This window comes from Pantoea sp. CFSAN033090 (assembly GCF_001264395.1).
Lineage (GTDB): Bacteria > Pseudomonadota > Gammaproteobacteria > Enterobacterales > Enterobacteriaceae > Pantoea > Pantoea agglomerans.
This window is the reverse complement of sequence record NZ_LGYX01000028.1, coordinates 43,191-58,797: the sequence shown is the minus strand read 5'-3', so window position 1 is coordinate 58,797 and position 15,607 is coordinate 43,191. Positions and strand designations below refer to the sequence as shown.

Genomic DNA, 15,607 nt, shown 5'->3' with positions numbered 1-15,607 from the left:
GAGCCCCGTCCGTTCCGCCACTTAATTGGAAAGCCCTGACTTAACGGTCAGGGCTTTTTCCATTGCAGCAAATTCAACACGGAAAAATACACCGCGCTGATTCTCTTCGATCTCCCGGATCATTTTAACGATCGCTAATTCTTTGAATCTGAAGCGATAATCGCGCAATCGATCCCACCCCTTCCAAATTGTGTGCGGGCAGACCCCGATCAGGCCTGCCCCTGTAGACTTCAGGTACGCCACGGCTGGTCAGCTGTCCACTCACTCAGAAAATCGATAAAAGCGCGCACACGCTGGCTTACGCCAATATCACTGTAGTAAACAGCATGGAAGGGCATCTCGACCGGCAGACGCTGATCGGCCAACACTTCCACCAGTTTTCCCTCAGCAACTTCACGATCGATCATATAGTCCGACAGGCAGGCAATACCATTACCGGTAAGACAGAGCTGCTTAATCGTCTCTCCGCTGTTAGAGGAGATAGCCCAGCTAATATCATAGAGTTCGCCGCTTTCACGGGAGACGGGCCAGCGATTGAGTCGTGGGGAATCATCAAAGCCAAGACAGTGGTGGTTATCCAGCTCAGCCACCGTTTGCGGTGTGCCATGCTCTCGGAGATAGGCGGGGGAAGCAACCATCTTGCGAAAGCTCCTGAACAGCAGCCGGGCGCGCAGCGTTGAGTCGGTCAGATTGCCGGCGCGAATGGCGATATCCACTTTCCGCTCAATCAGATTGATAAAACTCTCTGAGGAGATCAAAGAAAGAGTCACGTCAGGATAGCGCAGACGAAAAGGTTTAATCATCGGCATCAGCAAATGCAGAATCACCGGCGTCGCGGCATCAACGCGCAGTAGTCCTTTAGGCGCCTGTAAACTCTCGATCAAATCGCTTTCTGCCGTGGTCATCTCCTGCAAAAAACGTTGAACATGGCGAAAATAGCGTTCGCCCTCCTGAGTAAGCGCCAGCTGCCGTGTTGTGCGAGTCAGCAGGGCAATACCCAGCTTGCTCTCCAGCTTTTTAACTGTCCTGCTGACGGCAGAGTTAGCCATTTTCAGCTGTTCAGCAGCGCGACTGAAACTTCCACTTTCTACAACGCTGACAAACACTTTTAGTTCATCAGAAGATGCCTTCATTCTTCCTCCCTGCAGTCACATGGCCATTAAGCCAGTTTATGACTGATAATGCTGTTATAACCAGTACAGGAGCCGTTAACGATGACATCGGGGATGTCACCGCCTGATCTGCCTCGTTTTGCTTAGCGAACTTAAAAGGGCTGCTTTATTCTGGAAAAGGTGATGAATTCTGACATTCACCTGCATCCATTGAAACCCCGGTCTAAAATCCCTATAACAGACAGGTGTTAACTGTATTTTGAATCATCAGCCAGGCGGGAAAGTGCGCAAAAAAACTTATGCAATGCGATATGTAGCAGGACAACCAGTGGAACAGATCTTTCCACCTGGCGCGATGCTCCATCTCGGTCAGGCACTGCCACCCGGCGCCCCCTTGCCCGCGCACCCAAACCTCAAAGTTCTGGTGTGGAACATCTTTAAGCAGCAACGCGCAGACTGGATGTCGGTACTGGAAGGATTTGGTAAAGATGCGCACCTGGTATTACTGCAGGAAGCGCAGACCACACCAGAACTGGTGGAGTTTGCCACCAGTAATTATCTCGCTGCCGATCAGGTACCTGCCTTTGTGCTGCCTCAGCATCCCTCTGGGGTGATGACGCTCGCCTCTGCGCACCCGGTCTATTGCTGCCCGTTGCGTGAGCGTGAGCCTCTGCTGAGGCTGTCAAAATCGGCACTGGTCACGGCGTATCCGCTGCCCACGGGTGAAATGCTGATGGTCGTGAACATCCATGCGGTAAATTTCAGCCTGGGCGTAGACGTCTACAGTAAACAGCTGGGGCCAATCGGGGAGCAGATCATGCATCACCAGGGGCCGGTGATTATGGCCGGGGATTTCAATGCCTGGAGCCGTCAGCGCATCAATGCCCTCTACCGTTTTGCACAGCGAATGAAGCTGGAAGAGGTCATGTTCACTGCCGATCACCGCCGTAAAGCCTTTGGCCGCCCGCTGGATTTCGTCTTCTATCGCGATCTCAGGGTGAGTGAGGCATCCGTACTGGTGACGCGCGCGTCCGACCATAACCCCTTACTGGTGGAGTTCAGTTCAGGAAGCTAGTCCGGTGCATTAAGCGAGCCTGCAAAGGGGAGGGAAGTCCGGCAGATGAGTAAACGGTGGCGGATGAATAAAAGAAAAAGGCTGACAAATGTCAGCCTTTTCAACGTATCAGGTATCAGGTGTTGCGTTATTATTCACAAACAGCGTTAAGTTATCGCCGGGTTGAATATCTTTCGCACTGTCCAGCACACTGTTCCAGCGCATCACGTCTTTGATATTGACGCCGTGATGACGGGCAATACTGTCAAGAGAATCACCCTTACGAACACGATAGGTGATGCTGTTGCCGTTATCAGCCAGTCGGGTGCCATTCGAACCAATGGTCAGAGTCTGACCAGGTCGGATATCAGCACCGCGCAGGTTGTTATCCTGCTTCAGTGTCGAGACGCTAACGCCAAGTTTTGAGGCGATACCAGAGAGCGTATCACCCCGTCGCACTTTGTACCCGCCACTCGCACTGGCTTTCGCAAGCTGAGTAGGCTGTACCGCTGCGATGTCACCGGAAGCCAGTGAGTTACGCAGTTTCGCGACGTTCGACTTCGGCACCATAATATAGTGTGGGCCGTTTGGCGCTGTTGCGCCGCCTTTGTAACCGGTATTGAAGCTCTTCAGTTTCGTGAGCGACATACCCGCCATTTCGGCAGCCTGCGTCAGCTGTATCTGCTGACCCACTTCCACTCGCGCCAGAGCACGACTTTCATTAGGTGTCGGCAGTTTGATACCGTAACGCTTGTTATTTTTGAGCAGTTCACTCAGAGCTAACATTTTAGGCACATACACGGTCGTTTCACGTGGCAGCGATAAATGCCAGAAGTCAGTCGGCTTACCGCGCGCCTTGTTCTGCTTTATCGCTTTGAGTACACGTCCTTCACCACTGTTGTACGCTGCGATGGTTAATAACCAGTCGCCGTCAAACATGGTGTTAAGACGCTGCATCATATCCAGCGCAACTTTCGTGGATGCGACCACATCGCGTCGCCCATCGTAATACTGGTTCTGTTTCAAACCATAGTTTCGACCTGTTGCAGCAACAATCTGCCAGATACCAGCGGCATTGGCGGATGAAGTTGCCCGGGGGTCAAAAGCGCTCTCCACTATGGGTAGCAGTACCAGTTCCATCGGCATTTTACGTTTCTGTATCTGCTCGACTATCCAGTACATGTACGGCTCTGCCCGTAATGTTACATCGTGGAGATAGCTCTTATTTTTTAAAAATTTACTTTTTTGTTCGCGGATTGCCGGGTTTTCCGGAATCCCCATCTTCAACTCGTCACTAATGAAACTCCAGAGATCTGCGTCTGCTGCGAGGCCAGTTCCATCTTCCTGCCATCGCGGCGACAAAAACTCGTCTCCGTACTTTCCATTTTCACCTTGACCAGCTGAAGACAGACTCTGTGCATGCTGTACCGGGATATTGGCATCGTTCCTGGACGCCTGACATCCTACCAGCAAGACTGAGGCGAGTAAGATCGCTTTAGCCTTCATGTGTGTGTCAATAGTTCGCTTAAAAGACGAGCAACTATACGTGACGACTTTTCACAACACAACCCGAAAAATCAAAAAGCGTCTTTCTTCTCGCGTAGAACGGCAAATGAACGCCATACGGGTTCATCAGTAACGTTAACGTTTAATGCCCTTTGTAAATCAACGTCTTGCGTGCGAAGAAATAAATTTATTGTCCGTTCGTGCGCCAGTTTTGTGGGCAAACTAATGCCATTTTCAGCGCGTAAGTCCTTAATTTTCTGATATTCGGCCGTTATTTGTGGGTCATGGGGCAGAATAGCCGCAGCAAACTTCAGATTGGATAAAGTATATTCATGTGCGCAGCAGACTAATGTCTCACCTGGAAGCTGGTTAAGCTTTTGAAAGGAATCATACATCTGCTCTGCCGTGCCCTCAAAAAGGCGTCCGCAGCCGCCCGAAAAGAGTGTGTCACCACAGAAAAGATAAGGTGAGCTGTAATATGAGATATGTCCTAAAGTGTGACCAGGGGTGTGGATCACCTCAAACGTCAGGCCCAGTACCGTGACCTTATCGCCTTCGCTGACTATGGTTCTGGCCCCTTTAGCCGCAGTTTCCTGGGGACCATAGACCTCAAGCTGAGGGAAATGCTCGCACAGTGTTTTCACTCCGCCCGTGTGGTCGTTATGGTGGTGAGTCAGCAGAATAGCGACCGGCTGCCAGCCGTTGGAGGCCATTTTTTCTAACACCGGTTGGGCTTCGCCGGGATCGACAATCAGGCATTTACCCTCATCATCAGTCAGCGTCCAGATGTAGTTGTCCTGCAACGCAGGAATACTGGTAAGATTCATCATCACCTCTCGCAGGTCGTAGGAAAAGGAAGAGCGTAAAGCATGAAGCCCGCTAAATCACGCCAGATTCTGAACGCACCGCTGTCATGGCGCGATATGCCGTGGGGAGATTATTTCCGCGACGCGCTAACGCAGCAGCTTCAGCCTTACCTTGGAAAGCTTTATGGCTTTCATATGCTTAAGCTTGGCAACCTCAGCGCAGAAATCAACACCGAAAACTGTGCTATTTCACATCAGGTCAATGTTGGCAGGGAAGGTGAGCTGTTACAGGTGCTGGCTGACCCGATGCAACTGCCGTTTGAGTCGAAGTCGATCGATGCCTGTTTGCTGGCCCATACGCTCGCCTGGAGCCAGGATCCTCACCGGGTGTTACGTGAAGTAGATAGGGTGTTAATTGATGATGGCTGGATGATTATCAGCGGCTTCAATCCATTCAGTCTGCTCGGCGTGAGTAAGATGGTGCCGGGCCTGAACCGCAAAGCCCCCTGGAGCGGACGGATGTTCAGCCAGGTGCGGTTAGTCGACTGGCTGGGACTGTTGAATTATGAGGTGGTCTATCGCACCCGCTTTCAGGTGCTGCCGTGGCATCGGCAGGGCGGAAAACTGATCAGCGCCCACTTACCGGCGCTGGGCTGTCTGAATATTGTGGTGGCACGTAAACGCACCTTCCCGCTGCTGCCGACCCGGGCTAAGAAGAGTATGAGCACCAGCAAGATCCGCCAGACGGTCAATGCCACACGCCAGTTCCGGCAGGCAGAGGATCAGGATTCGGTTTTATAACCGATATCCTCAAAAGCGGGATTTTCAGCTGCGCTGCGGGCCAGCACGTCGCAGCGCTCATTTTCCGGATGTCCGGCATGGCCTTTAACCCACTCCCACTGAATCTTATGGGTGCTGAGTGCTAAGTCGAGACGCTGCCAGAGATCGACATTCTTCACCGGCTTTTTGTCGGCGGTTTTCCAGCCACGCTTTTTCCAGTTATGGATCCAGCTGGTAATTCCCTGACGCACATACTGACTGTCGGTACTGAGCACCACATCGCACGGCTGAGTCAGCGCTTCCAGTGAGACAATCGCCGCCATCAGCTCCATCCGGTTATTGGTGGTAAGGTGATAGCCCGCGCTGAAGGTTTTCTCATGCTGACCGTAGCGTAAAATCGCCCCATAACCGCCGGGGCCGGGATTTCCAAGACAGGATCCATCGGTGAATATTTCTACCTGTTTGCGCATCTCTGGTAGACTTCCTCTCAAAAACGCTAAGTCTGACATAAAACGGGTCTTATGAGCACTGCAAATAACCGCCAGATCGTTCTCGATACTGAAACCACCGGCATGAACATGATCGGGGTACATTATGAGGGGCACCGCATCATTGAGATTGGTGCGGTAGAGGTGATTAACCGTCGCCTGACCGGTAACAATTTTCATATGTATCTCAAGCCCGATCGGCTGGTCGATCCCGAAGCCTTTGGCGTACACGGCATTGCCGATGAGTTCCTGGCCGACAAGCCTGCATTCAGCGAGATTGCCGATGAGTTTCTCGACTACATTCGCGGTGCTGAATTAGTGATCCATAATGCCCCGTTTGATATCGGCTTTATGGACTACGAGTTTGCAAAGCTGAACCGCGGCATTGAGAAAACCGAAACTTTCTGCAAAATCACCGACAGTCTGGCGCTGGCGCGCCGTATGTTTCCCGGCAAGCGCAACAGCCTTGATGCGCTTTGCTCGCGTTACGAAATAGACAACAGCAAACGAACCCTGCACGGCGCACTGCTCGATGCCGAGATTCTGGCTGAAGTCTTCCTGACGATGACCGGCGGACAGACTTCACTCTCCTTTTTATCGGAAAGTGAAAGCGCCCGACAGGCGCAGGGAGAGAGCATCCAGCGCATCGTGCGTCCCACCTCTGCACTGCGAGTGGTCACGGCCAGCGATGAAGAAGTGGTTGCCCATGAGTCACGTCTGGATCTGGTGATGAAAAAGGGTGGCAGCTGCCTGTGGCGCGGCTGAATTACGCATTTTTGTGGATAAAATCAACGGCAAGCTGAAAAAAACAGCAAACGATTTGTTCGCCTGGAAAAAGCGTTGACGTCGCAACAGGCTGCCATTACTATGCGCCTCGTTCCCGACGGGGAACAAAGCGCGGAGCGGTAGTTCAGTTGGTTAGAATACCTGCCTGTCACGCAGGGGGTCGCGGGTTCGAGCCCCGTCCGTTCCGCCAATCTCTTTAAAAAAGCCGATTCAGAAATGAATCGGCTTTTTGCTGTCTGCTATTCAGCGGTGGCCTGGTTCTTCTGCGGCATCACCTCGCCTTGCCAGCGGGCACCATCCTCCGCCTCACGATCTTCACGGGCGATAAAGCGATAGCAGCCTGCCGCCAGACCGGCGCCAATAAACCAGCTGAAATTCGCCACCTGATGCAGGGAAGGGATAAAGCTAATCACCAGGCAAATCGCCACCGATGGCAGCAGTGCGCCAATCGCTTTAGGGTTAAAGCCACCGCGATACCAGTAACGGCCTGCTGGCGTATCGTTAAAAAGATCGTCGACCGAGATACGTCCACGTTTAATCAGATAGAAATCGGTCAGCAGAATCCCGAACAGCGGCCCGATAAACGATCCCAGCACATCCAGCGTATAGTGAATCAGCTCAGGAGACTGGAACAGATTCCACGGCGTTAACAGCACCGACCCCACCGCAGCGATCATCCCGCCGGTACGGAAACTGATTTTCTGCGGTGAACAGTTGGAGAAGTCAAAAGCGGGCGAGACGAAGTTCGCCACGATATTGATACCGATGGTGGCGGTAATCATGGTCAGCAATCCAATCGCGACCGCCAGATCGTTGCCGACCATGCTTACGGTTTCGATGGGATCGGTAATCATTTTGCCAAACAGCGACTGGGTGCCCGACACAATCACTACGGTCACCACCGAGAACAGCAGAAAGTTAAACGGCAGTCCCCAGCGGTTGCCGCGACGGATCTCTGACATGCTTTTGCCGTAGCGTGAGAAGTCACCGAAGTTCAGCAGCGGCCCGGAGAAGTAAGAGACCACCAGCGCCGTCGCCGTAATCATCTGCCACGTCTGCTCGCCTGCGGTCAGCGATTTGCTGGCGAGAGTAAACGAGATCCCATCGAAGCCGGTCTTGTATACAATCCAGCCCGCCAGCGCCACCATCACCACATAGACCGCCGGTCCGGCGACATCAATAAACCGTTTGATGGCGTTCATGCCATGCCAGAACACCATCGCCTGCAGTAACCACATAATGCCGAAGCAGCACCAGCCCAGCAGCGACAGACCAAGCCAGTGCGGCACGGTCATCGACGTCAGCGACGGCGCGAACTTCAGCAGCACCAGCATCAGCGCATTCGCCGCCAGATAGGTCTGGATGCCATACCAGGCGAACGCGATCAGACCGCGTATCACTGCCGGGATATTGGCACCAAACACCCCAAACGCCTGACGGCAGATCACCGCATAGGGGACGCCCGCCATCTGGCTCGGTTTCGCCACCAGATTCGCACAGATCTGCACGATGCAGATCCCCGCCAGCAGGCAGAGCAGCACCTGCCAGCTGGCTAATCCCAGCGTGAAGAAGCTGGCGGCCACCACATAGCCGCCCATGCTGTGCACATCCGACATCCAGAAAGAAAAAATGTTGTACCACGACCAGTTCTGATCGCGAGTCGGTGCCAGGTCGTCGTTACAGAGTCGTGGGCTGTAACGGGCGTTGGCTTCAGAGGCCGTGCTGGCCACCGTTGATTGATTTGGCATGAAACCTGCTCCTCTACCCGAGAGTGGAATGAATAATCTGGTAAAGCGGTATTGCAGGATCCAGGCCAGATCTCTTTTCTTGTATACAATATTTATTTTTCACGTATACGATATGTGGCGTACAGCAAGCGACCGGAGCGGGTAATGACGAGTAAAACAGGACAGCGAGACGCCACCAGGCTGCAGGATAAAGATGAAGGGATTTACCAGGCGTTGATGAACGCCATTGTTGAGCATCAGCTGCCGCCGGGCAGTAAACTGCCGGAAGAGGCCCTTTCCGGGGTCTTTGGCGTGAGCCGCACCGGCATCCGCAAAGTGCTGCAACGCCTCGCGGCGGTGCAAATGGTCACTCTGACGCCCAAACGTGGTGCGCAGGTCTCCACACCCGGCGTTGAAGAGGCGCGGGATATCTTCTCAACCCGCAGTTTAATGGAGTGCGCTAATCTGCCAGCGGTCCTGGCCCATCTGCAGCCCCCGCATCTGGTGGCGCTGGAGCAGCTCATCGCGCAGGAGAACCAGGCGCACGCCGATCATGATGGCCCGGCAGCCATCCGGCTGTCAGCGGCCTTTCATATTCAGTTACAGGCGATCTCCGGGAATCAGGTGCTCACCGGCATGGTGACCAGCCTGACGCAGCGCTCATCACTGGTGATCGCCGCCTATGGCGCACCCTGGCAGCGTGGCTGCCGCTGTGACGATCATGCGAATCTGCTTCAGTTACTGCGCGCGCGTGCGCTGCAGCCGCTGACGCAGGCGCTACAGCATCACTTCGAGCACATCGTCTCCAGCCTGCACTTCGAGCGCAGCGGGGAAACGCTGCCCGACTTTTCCCGACTGTTTGCCGCAGGCTCTGGAGCGGCCTCATGAGCCTGATTCAGGTTATTAACCCTAATACCAGCCTGGCGATGACCGAAACTATCGGTCAGGCCGCGCGTGCGGTCGCCGCACCGGGCACCGAAATTCTGGCTGTTTCGCCGTCGCAGGGTGTGCCCTCCATTGAAGGGCATTTCGATGAGGCGATCGCCGCCATCGGCGTGCTGGAGCAGATTAAACTGGGCAGAGCGCAGGGCGTCAGCGGCCACGTCATTGCCTGCTTTGGCGATCCGGGTTTGCTGGCGGCACGCGAACTGGCCAGCGGACCGGTGATCGGCATCGCGGAAGCGGCGATGCATACCGCCACGCTGCTGGCGACGCGTTTCTCCATTGTCACCACGCTGCCGCGCACCCTGGTGATTGCGCGTCATCTGCTGCAGCAGTATGGCTTTACCCATCACTGTGCCGCACTGCATGCCATCGATCTGCCGGTACTGGCGCTGGAAGATGGCAGCGGCCTGGCGCAGGAAAAAGTGCGGCAGCGCTGCATTCAGGCTAAACGGGAAGATGGCAGCGGGGCGATTGTGCTGGGCTGTGGCGGAATGGCGACGCTGGCCGGGGAGCTGACCCGTGAGCTCGGCCTGCCGGTGATCGATGGCGTCAGCGCGGCGGTGAAGATGGTGGAGTCGCTGGTGGCGCTTGGTTTTGGCACCAGCAAACATGGTGATCTGGCCTGGCCTTTGCAGAAACCTCTCTCAGGTGCGTTTCAGCATCTAAACTAACGGAACTTTCCCGAATCAAAACAGGTGGAGTGATGACTGACGCTGCAGAGAAGAAAGAGTACAGCTTTAACAAAAACTATCCGCGCGATTTAATCGGTTATGGCGCTCATCCGCCGCACGCCGCCTGGCCCAACAACGCCCGTGTGGCGGTGCAGTTTGTTCTGAACTACGAAGAGGGCGCAGAAAACAGCGTGCTGCACGGCGACACCGGCTCAGAGCAGTTCCTCTCCGACATCATCGGGGCAGCCAGCTATCCCGATCGCCACATGTCGATGGAGTCGCTGTATGAGTACGGCTCACGCGCCGGTTTCTGGCGTATCCACAACGAATTCCAGAAACGCGGTCTGCCGTTAACGGTTTTCGGCGTGGCGATGGCGCTGGCGCGTCATCCGGAAGTCGTCGAAGCGATTAAACAGGCTGACTACGATGTGGTCAGTCACGGCTGGCGCTGGATCCACTATCAGGGCATGGATGCAAAAACCGAACGCCAGCATATGCAGCAGGCGGTCGATGTGCTGGTTGATCTGTTTGGTAAAGCGCCGACCGGCTGGTACACCGGCCGCGACAGCCCGAATACCCGGCGGCTGGTGGTGGAGCAGGGCGGTTTTAGCTATGACAGTGACTACTACGGCGACGATCTGCCTTTCTGGACCCAGGTCACCTGTCAGGATGGAACGGTTAAACCGCACCTGATTATCCCCTATACCCTGGAGTGCAATGACATGCGCTTTGCCTCGCCGCAGGGATTTAATACCGCGGAACAGTTCTTTACCTATCTGCGCGACAGCTTCGATGTGCTGTATGAAGAGGGCGAAACCGCACCGAAGATGATGTCGATCGGTATGCATTGCCGCCTGCTGGGTCGTCCTGGCAAATTCCGCGCGCTGCAGAATTTTCTCGATCACATCCAGCAGCATGAGGATGTCTGGATCTGCACCCGTCAGCAGATCGCTGACCACTGGATCAACACGCACCCGGCACCTTAAGCCGGTTCCGGCGCTCGGCCCGCGTTGATCGGGCGAAGCGCCGGACGATGTCAGCTCATCAGGCTGACCTGCGCCGCCACGATGCACCAGCCGTGGGGCATACGTACCCAGGTCTGCTGCTGACGGCCAATTTTATCGCTGCCGGTGCGGGTAAATTCGGTGCTGCAAACCGCATAATCCTCGCCAAAGGTGGTGATCACGGTGTTTCGCAGCGTCCGGTTCAGCCCGGCTGAAGGACGCGCGGCGCGGAAGGCACGAATCTCATCAATGCCATACAGATTCTCACCCGCGCCGAGGCGCACGGTTCGCGGGTCGTGCCAGAACAACGCATCCAGTTCGGCCACGTCATTGCTGACCAGCGCCTGCTCGTAGCGGTAAAACTGCGCCGTCACCTCGGTGACTACCTGCGGTAAATTAATCTCTCTGCTCATCAGGCTCCAGCCATATTGATTTGCGGTATCGTAATGCCGCGTTGTTCCAGTGCCCAGGCGGCACGTAACACCGCCTCTTCATTAAATGGACGGGCGATAAGCTGTAATCCAATCGGCAGACCGCTTCGGGTCGCCAGCGGCACGGTACAGACCGGCAATCCCAGGAAGGAGATCGGCTGCGTCAGCATACCCATGCTCGCCTTAGCGGGCAGCGATTCCCCCTGAATCGACAGGGTCTGCTGACCGATGGTGATCGCGCTGCAGGGTGTCGCCGGCGCTATCAGCACATCAAACCGATCAAAAAGCGGCAACACCTGCTGCTGGAAATGGCGGCGGAAACGCTGCGCCTGCACGTACCAGGCACCTGGCATCATGGCACCGGCCAGCAGACGCTCGCGTGAATTGGGTTCAAACTGCTCAGGCGTCTGGCGCAGGGCGGGCAGATAGTGATTGCCGCCTTCTGCCGCGGTCATGATAAACGCCGCCGAGCGTGCCAGCTCAGCGTCTGACATCAGCACCTCTTCCTGTGCATCAAGTGCTGCCGCGATCACCGCGACGGCAGCGCGGGCATCCTCATCGCACCAGCGGGCAAAAAAGCCACCCAGTACGCCGCAGCGCAAGCCTTCGCTGCCCTGTGACAGCCCCGGTAGCGTCGCGGCCAGCGGGCGATCGGCCTGAAACGCATCGGTGTGGTCTGCGCCCTGCAACAGATCATATACCAGCGCCAGGTCTTCAACCCGCCGCGCCAGAGGACCGATGTGATCGAGGCTGGCGACAAACGGATGGCTGCCGCTGCGTGACAACCGGCCAAAGGTCGGCTTAAGACCAAAAATACCGCACAGCGACGCGGGCACCCGAATCGAGCCGTTGGTGTCGGTGCCCAGTGAAAAGTGGACCAGACCGGCGGCCACGGCAGCCGCCGAACCGCCTGACGAGCCGCCAGCCACGCGGCTGAGATCGCGCGGATTGTGCGTCGCGCCGTAGTGGCTGTTTTCGGTGGTAAAACCATACGCGTAGGCATCCATGTTCAGCATGCCAGACAGCAGCGCACCAGAGCGACGCAGTTTATCGACAGCAAACGCATCTGCACGTGCCGCCGGCCGGTCGCTGAACAGGCTGGCACCGGCCAGGGTAGTGTGACCCGCCACATCAAACAGGTTTTTTACCGCATACGGGATGCCCGCCAGCGGTGGCAGGGTTTCGCCGCGCTGCCGCTGCGCATCAATCGCACTAGCTTCTTTTAACATGCGCGGCCCGGTCACTTCCGTCCAGGCATTCAGCGCCGGATTGTGCTGCTCAACCGCCTGCAGCGTGCGCTTTGCCACTTCCAGCGCACTGATTTCACCCTGCTGAATCGCCCGCTGCAGGGTCTGAATCGAAACGTCACCTAATCTCATGCCTGGTATACTCCTGCCACTTCAAGCCGGTCATCCAGCGGAAACGCCATCAGCGGCGCGGCCATCTCCGCGATACGCGACAGCTGGATCAGCAGTTCAGCGCGGCGGGCGTCATCCAGTTCAAGTTGCAGTATCTGCTCCATATGGCCGATGTAGCTGGCCCAGTCGTGTTGATTCATGATTCGCTCCTGTTAAAAACCGGCGGCGCTGCCGTTACTGCGTGGATCGCTTGCGCCCTCAAACATGCCGTTGCTGTGGCGCACAATGGCGCCCGCATGGCCTACGGATTCGCTGAAGTCCGGCAGCAGCTCCACCTCATGTCCCCACAGACGCAGCATCAATACCGTTTCGTCGTCAAAACGACCTTCCAGTTTCAGCGAGTCTGATGATTGCCCCCAGGTCCGGCCCAGCAGCCAGCGCGGCGCACTGACCGCCTGTTGTAACGGCAAGCCCTGAATCACATGGCGGGTAAAAATCGCCGCCTGAGTCTGCGGCTGTCCATCCCCACCCATCGCGCCATACACCAGCGTCCGGCCATCTTTCAGCCGTGCGGCGGCAGGATTCAGGGTATGAAACGGTTGCTTACCGGGTGCCAGGGCCAGCAGATGGTCAGGATCAAGGCTGAAAGCGGCGCCGCGGTTCTGCCAGGTGATACCCGTGCCGGGCAGCACCACACCACTGCCAAATTCGTGATAAATGCTCTGAATAAAGGAGACGGCCAGGCCGCTGCTGTCCATCACGCCCATCCAGACCGTATCGCCCGGCCCGCGTCCGTTTCCCCATGCCGCCGCCTCTCCATCGGTGATCTGGCTGGCGAGTGTGGCAAGGTGATCGCTGTCCAGCAGCGCCTGCAAATCTTCCGTGACGTGACGCGGATCGGTGATGTGTTTGTCGCGCAGTGCAAACGCTTTTTTGGTGGCTTCCACGATACGGTGCACCGTCTGCGCATCGTCAGCCTCCGCCATCTCCAGCCGATCGGTGATGCCCAGGATCGCCAGCGACACCATGCCCTGCGTTGGCGGGGTGATATTCCAGATGTCACCTTCGCTGTGGGAGAGATGCAGCGGCGTCGTGCGGCGGGCGCGATGCTGCTGCAGATCGGCCAGCGTCACCGGCATGCCCAGCGTGGCCATCTCATCGGCCATATGGTGAGCCAGCGGGCCGCGATAAAAGCTGTCGAGTCCCTCTTCAGTAAGCTGGCTCAGGGTGTTTGCCAGGGCGGGCTGGGTAAAACGGCTGCCTGGCTGCGGCACGTTGCCGTCAGGCATAAAGGTGGCGCTGAAGCCGGGCTGATGCTGCAATTCACTGCGGAACGTCGCGGTGGCGGCGCTCTGTGAGGCAGTCACCGGAATACCGTCGGCGGCGTAGCGAATCGCATCGCGCAGCAGACGTGTCAGCGGCAGCGGCGGGGTGCCCATCTCAGCCGAGAGATTCAGTGCCTCCTGCCAGCCGCTGACCGTACCGGCCACGGTCAGCGCCGCTTTCGGCCCGCGATGCGGAATCTTAGGGTGATCGGCGTAGAAATCGTGATGAGCCAGCGAACCGGCTGCGCCACTGGCGTCGATAGCGACAGGATCGCCGCCGGGCGGCAGAATCAGCCAGAAACCATCACCGCCCAGTCCATTCATATGCGGGTAGACCACGGCGATGGTCGCGGCAGCGGCCACCATCGCTTCAATGGCATTACCGCCATCACGCAGAACCGCGAGCGCGCTTTCACTCGCCAGATGGTGTGGCGTCACCGCCATCCCCTGCGGGGCCATATTGCTTTGAATCATCTTTTTCTCGTTATCCGGGTGACAGAACCGATAACAAAGCAAGAGCTGTTCCAGTTTTCACCCTGAGCTGACAATGCGCCGCTTAACCTGGCGCAAATTGTGCTAGCTTCTGCTGAAACAAAAGTTACAGGACGGGGTATGAAACAGCTTGATGAACGACTCAGGAGTCACTATTCCCAGCTCTCTCCGCAGGAGCAGCGCATTGCCGACTTCGTGTTTGACCACTTCGATGACCTGATCAGCTACAACAGTGCCGAGCTGGCGCGGCTCAGTGGCGTGTCGAAAGCCACGGTCAGCCGGCTGTTTAAGCGTCTGGGCTATGAGAAATATAAGGATATGCGTGATGAGTTACGCATCCTGCGCCAGAGCGGCATGCCGCTGACCGACAACCGGGATGCGGTGCAGGGCAATACGCTGCTGGCGCGACACTACAAGCAGGAAATGGCTAACCTGACGCAGTGGGTGAACAGTCTGGATGCCCGACACTTTAATGAGGTTATCCAGCAGCTGGCGCAGGCAAAACGCGTCTTTATCATCGGCATGCGCAACGCCTATCCGGTGGCACTGCATCTGCGACAGCAGCTGGTGCAGGCGCGTTCGCAGGTACATATCCTGCCGCAGCCGGGCCAGACGCTGGCTGAGGAGCTGGTGGATATTACGCCGGAGGATATGGTGGTCGTGATGGCCTTCCGTCGTCGTCCCCGCATCATTCGCCCGCTGATGCAGCAGTTGCAGGCTGCCGGTATCCCGCTGCTGGCGCTGTGTGAGCCGCAGGCGCAGACGGTGATTGCGCTGGCGCGCTGGCAGCTCTGTACGCCGCTGGACAGCGTTTCCGCCTTCGACAGTTATGGCTCCGCCATGAGTCTGGTTAACCTGATTGCCAATGCACTGCTGCATGAAATGCTGGCACAGGGACGCCAGCGCATTCATCAGATCGCCGACCTTTACCAGCAGTTTGACGAGCTGGAGCACCGCTAACAGGCACCATTTTGGTGCTTTGCCCCATTTCAGAACAGACCTTCCCCCGGCGTAGTCGTCCCGATTACGCCAGATTTCAGCTGAATGCTTTGCCGCTTAACCCTTTTTCTGTGGCCGTCCGGATTGGCACATTAGTTGCAGATTTCATCTCAAAGAATCTTT

Annotated in this window: 17 protein-coding genes and 1 tRNA gene; 8 read left to right on the top strand and 10 right to left on the bottom strand. The window is 56.5% G+C overall.

Annotation, left to right across the window (positions count from 1 at the left end; translation table 11 throughout):
- Positions 1 to 21: 21 nt before the first annotated feature.
- On the bottom strand, positions 22 to 243 hold the full coding sequence (locus tag AFL22_RS24145; protein ID WP_132500273.1) for a hypothetical protein: 222 nt from the start codon (positions 241 to 243) through the stop codon (positions 22 to 24).
- Positions 231 to 1,133, bottom strand: coding sequence for a DNA-binding transcriptional regulator YafC (yafC, locus tag AFL22_RS20235; protein WP_022625197.1), 903 nt, complete (start codon positions 1,131 to 1,133; stop codon positions 231 to 233). The genes AFL22_RS24145 and yafC overlap by 13 nt, the downstream gene beginning before the upstream one ends.
- A 262-nt stretch (positions 1,134 to 1,395) precedes the next feature.
- Here yafC and AFL22_RS20230 point away from each other — a divergent pair, with 262 nt between their 5' ends.
- Positions 1,396 to 2,187, top strand: coding sequence for an endonuclease/exonuclease/phosphatase family protein (locus AFL22_RS20230; RefSeq protein ID WP_010255114.1), 792 nt, complete (start codon positions 1,396 to 1,398; stop codon positions 2,185 to 2,187).
- A gap of 108 nt (positions 2,188 to 2,295) precedes the next feature.
- Here the strand turns inward: AFL22_RS20230 and mltD are convergent, their stop codons facing one another.
- Together mltD and gloB are read right to left on the bottom strand one after the other, a co-directional pair.
- Positions 2,296 to 3,672, bottom strand: a complete 1,377-nt coding sequence (gene mltD, locus AFL22_RS20225; protein WP_022625195.1) for a murein transglycosylase D — start codon at positions 3,670 to 3,672, stop codon at positions 2,296 to 2,298.
- Positions 3,673 to 3,743: 71 nt separating this feature from the next.
- Complete coding sequence (gene gloB, locus AFL22_RS20220) at positions 3,744 to 4,499, bottom strand: hydroxyacylglutathione hydrolase (RefSeq protein WP_052272058.1); 756 nt, start codon at positions 4,497 to 4,499, stop codon at positions 3,744 to 3,746.
- A 42-nt stretch (positions 4,500 to 4,541) separates the two neighbouring features.
- Between gloB and AFL22_RS20215 the strand changes: the two genes are divergently transcribed.
- Positions 4,542 to 5,279: a class I SAM-dependent methyltransferase gene (locus AFL22_RS20215; protein ID WP_010671138.1), complete on the top strand. Its 738-nt coding sequence runs from the start codon at positions 4,542 to 4,544 to the stop codon at positions 5,277 to 5,279.
- Here AFL22_RS20215 and rnhA read toward each other — a convergent pair.
- Positions 5,261 to 5,728, bottom strand: a complete 468-nt coding sequence (gene rnhA, locus AFL22_RS20210) for a ribonuclease HI (RefSeq protein WP_010255125.1) — start codon at positions 5,726 to 5,728, stop codon at positions 5,261 to 5,263. The genes AFL22_RS20215 and rnhA overlap by 19 nt on opposite strands.
- Positions 5,729 to 5,779: 51 nt before the next feature.
- Between rnhA and dnaQ the strand changes: the two genes are divergently transcribed.
- Together dnaQ and AFL22_RS20200 are read left to right on the top strand one after the other, a co-directional pair.
- Positions 5,780 to 6,511 (top strand): DNA polymerase III subunit epsilon, encoded by a 732-nt coding sequence (gene dnaQ, locus AFL22_RS20205; RefSeq protein WP_010255127.1) that lies wholly within the window; start codon positions 5,780 to 5,782, stop codon positions 6,509 to 6,511.
- A 134-nt stretch (positions 6,512 to 6,645) separates the two neighbouring features.
- Positions 6,646 to 6,722: transfer RNA gene (locus tag AFL22_RS20200), tRNA-Asp, on the top strand.
- A 49-nt stretch (positions 6,723 to 6,771) separates the two neighbouring features.
- On the opposite strand, the gene AFL22_RS20195 is transcribed toward AFL22_RS20200, so the two are convergent.
- Positions 6,772 to 8,280 (bottom strand): NCS1 family nucleobase:cation symporter-1, encoded by a 1,509-nt coding sequence (locus AFL22_RS20195; protein WP_033756668.1) that lies wholly within the window; start codon positions 8,278 to 8,280, stop codon positions 6,772 to 6,774.
- Positions 8,281 to 8,424: 144 nt separating this feature from the next.
- On the opposite strand from AFL22_RS20195, the gene AFL22_RS20190 reads away from it, so the two are divergent.
- From AFL22_RS20190 to puuE, 3 genes are read left to right on the top strand one after another with little or no spacing between them, the layout of a single operon-like run.
- On the top strand, positions 8,425 to 9,147 hold the full coding sequence (locus AFL22_RS20190) for a GntR family transcriptional regulator (RefSeq protein WP_010255133.1): 723 nt from the start codon (positions 8,425 to 8,427) through the stop codon (positions 9,145 to 9,147).
- Complete coding sequence (gene hpxA, locus AFL22_RS20185; protein WP_010671141.1) at positions 9,144 to 9,875, top strand: allantoin racemase; 732 nt, start codon at positions 9,144 to 9,146, stop codon at positions 9,873 to 9,875. The genes AFL22_RS20190 and hpxA overlap by 4 nt, the downstream gene beginning before the upstream one ends.
- Positions 9,876 to 9,907: 32 nt before the next feature.
- Entirely contained in the window at positions 9,908 to 10,861 is a 954-nt protein-coding gene (gene puuE / locus AFL22_RS20180) for an allantoinase PuuE (RefSeq protein WP_010255138.1), read from the top strand.
- A 50-nt stretch (positions 10,862 to 10,911) separates the two neighbouring features.
- On the opposite strand, the gene hpxZ is transcribed toward puuE, so the two are convergent.
- Genes hpxZ through AFL22_RS20160 form a run of 4 tightly spaced genes read right to left on the bottom strand, consistent with a single transcriptional unit; the run spans position 10,912 to position 14,467 of the window.
- Entirely contained in the window at positions 10,912 to 11,292 is a 381-nt protein-coding gene (gene hpxZ, locus AFL22_RS20175) for an oxalurate catabolism protein HpxZ (protein ID WP_052272057.1), read from the bottom strand.
- Positions 11,292 to 12,689 (bottom strand): AtzE family amidohydrolase, encoded by a 1,398-nt coding sequence (locus AFL22_RS20170; RefSeq protein WP_052272056.1) that lies wholly within the window; start codon positions 12,687 to 12,689, stop codon positions 11,292 to 11,294. Before AFL22_RS20170 ends, hpxZ begins: the two co-directional genes overlap by 1 nt.
- Positions 12,686 to 12,868 carry an oxalurate catabolism protein HpxX gene (gene hpxX / locus AFL22_RS20165; RefSeq protein ID WP_003852562.1) on the bottom strand — a complete coding sequence of 61 codons (183 nt, stop codon included), beginning with the start codon at positions 12,866 to 12,868 and terminating at the stop codon, positions 12,686 to 12,688. Before hpxX ends, AFL22_RS20170 begins: the two co-directional genes overlap by 4 nt.
- Positions 12,869 to 12,880: 12 nt before the next feature.
- Positions 12,881 to 14,467: a gamma-glutamyltransferase family protein gene (locus tag AFL22_RS20160; protein WP_033779712.1), complete on the bottom strand. Its 1,587-nt coding sequence runs from the start codon at positions 14,465 to 14,467 to the stop codon at positions 12,881 to 12,883.
- Positions 14,468 to 14,605: 138 nt separating this feature from the next.
- Between AFL22_RS20160 and hpxU the strand changes: the two genes are divergently transcribed.
- The gene (gene hpxU, locus AFL22_RS20155) at positions 14,606 to 15,445 is read left to right on the top strand and encodes a MurR/RpiR family transcriptional regulator HpxU (RefSeq protein ID WP_033771018.1); all 840 of its coding nucleotides are present in this window, start codon (positions 14,606 to 14,608) and stop codon (positions 15,443 to 15,445) included.
- Positions 15,446 to 15,607 lie beyond the last annotated feature (162 nt).

Bases quoted from the DNA above. Each gene is read 5' to 3' on its own strand.
- yafC (WP_022625197.1), bottom strand. From the start codon at position 1,133: ATGAAGGCATCTTCTGATGAACTAAAAGTGTTTGTCAGCGTTGTAGAA.
- hpxX (WP_003852562.1), bottom strand. From the start codon at position 12,868: ATGAATCAACACGACTGGGCCAGCTACATCGGCCATATGGAGCAGATA.
- mltD (WP_022625195.1), bottom strand. From the start codon at position 3,672: ATGAAGGCTAAAGCGATCTTACTCGCCTCAGTCTTGCTGGTAGGATGT.
- AFL22_RS20195 (WP_033756668.1), bottom strand. From the start codon at position 8,280: ATGCCAAATCAATCAACGGTGGCCAGCACGGCCTCTGAAGCCAACGCC.
- AFL22_RS20215 (WP_010671138.1), top strand. From the start codon at position 4,542: ATGAAGCCCGCTAAATCACGCCAGATTCTGAACGCACCGCTGTCATGG.
- rnhA (WP_010255125.1), bottom strand. From the start codon at position 5,728: ATGCGCAAACAGGTAGAAATATTCACCGATGGATCCTGTCTTGGAAAT.
- dnaQ (WP_010255127.1), top strand. From the start codon at position 5,780: ATGAGCACTGCAAATAACCGCCAGATCGTTCTCGATACTGAAACCACC.
- AFL22_RS20190 (WP_010255133.1), top strand. From the start codon at position 8,425: ATGACGAGTAAAACAGGACAGCGAGACGCCACCAGGCTGCAGGATAAA.
- gloB (WP_052272058.1), bottom strand. From the start codon at position 4,499: ATGAATCTTACCAGTATTCCTGCGTTGCAGGACAACTACATCTGGACG.
- hpxU (WP_033771018.1), top strand. From the start codon at position 14,606: ATGAAACAGCTTGATGAACGACTCAGGAGTCACTATTCCCAGCTCTCT.
- AFL22_RS20160 (WP_033779712.1), bottom strand. From the start codon at position 14,467: ATGATTCAAAGCAATATGGCCCCGCAGGGGATGGCGGTGACGCCACAC.
- AFL22_RS20170 (WP_052272056.1), bottom strand. From the start codon at position 12,689: ATGAGATTAGGTGACGTTTCGATTCAGACCCTGCAGCGGGCGATTCAG.
- puuE (WP_010255138.1), top strand. From the start codon at position 9,908: ATGACTGACGCTGCAGAGAAGAAAGAGTACAGCTTTAACAAAAACTAT.
- hpxA (WP_010671141.1), top strand. From the start codon at position 9,144: ATGAGCCTGATTCAGGTTATTAACCCTAATACCAGCCTGGCGATGACC.
- hpxZ (WP_052272057.1), bottom strand. From the start codon at position 11,292: ATGAGCAGAGAGATTAATTTACCGCAGGTAGTCACCGAGGTGACGGCG.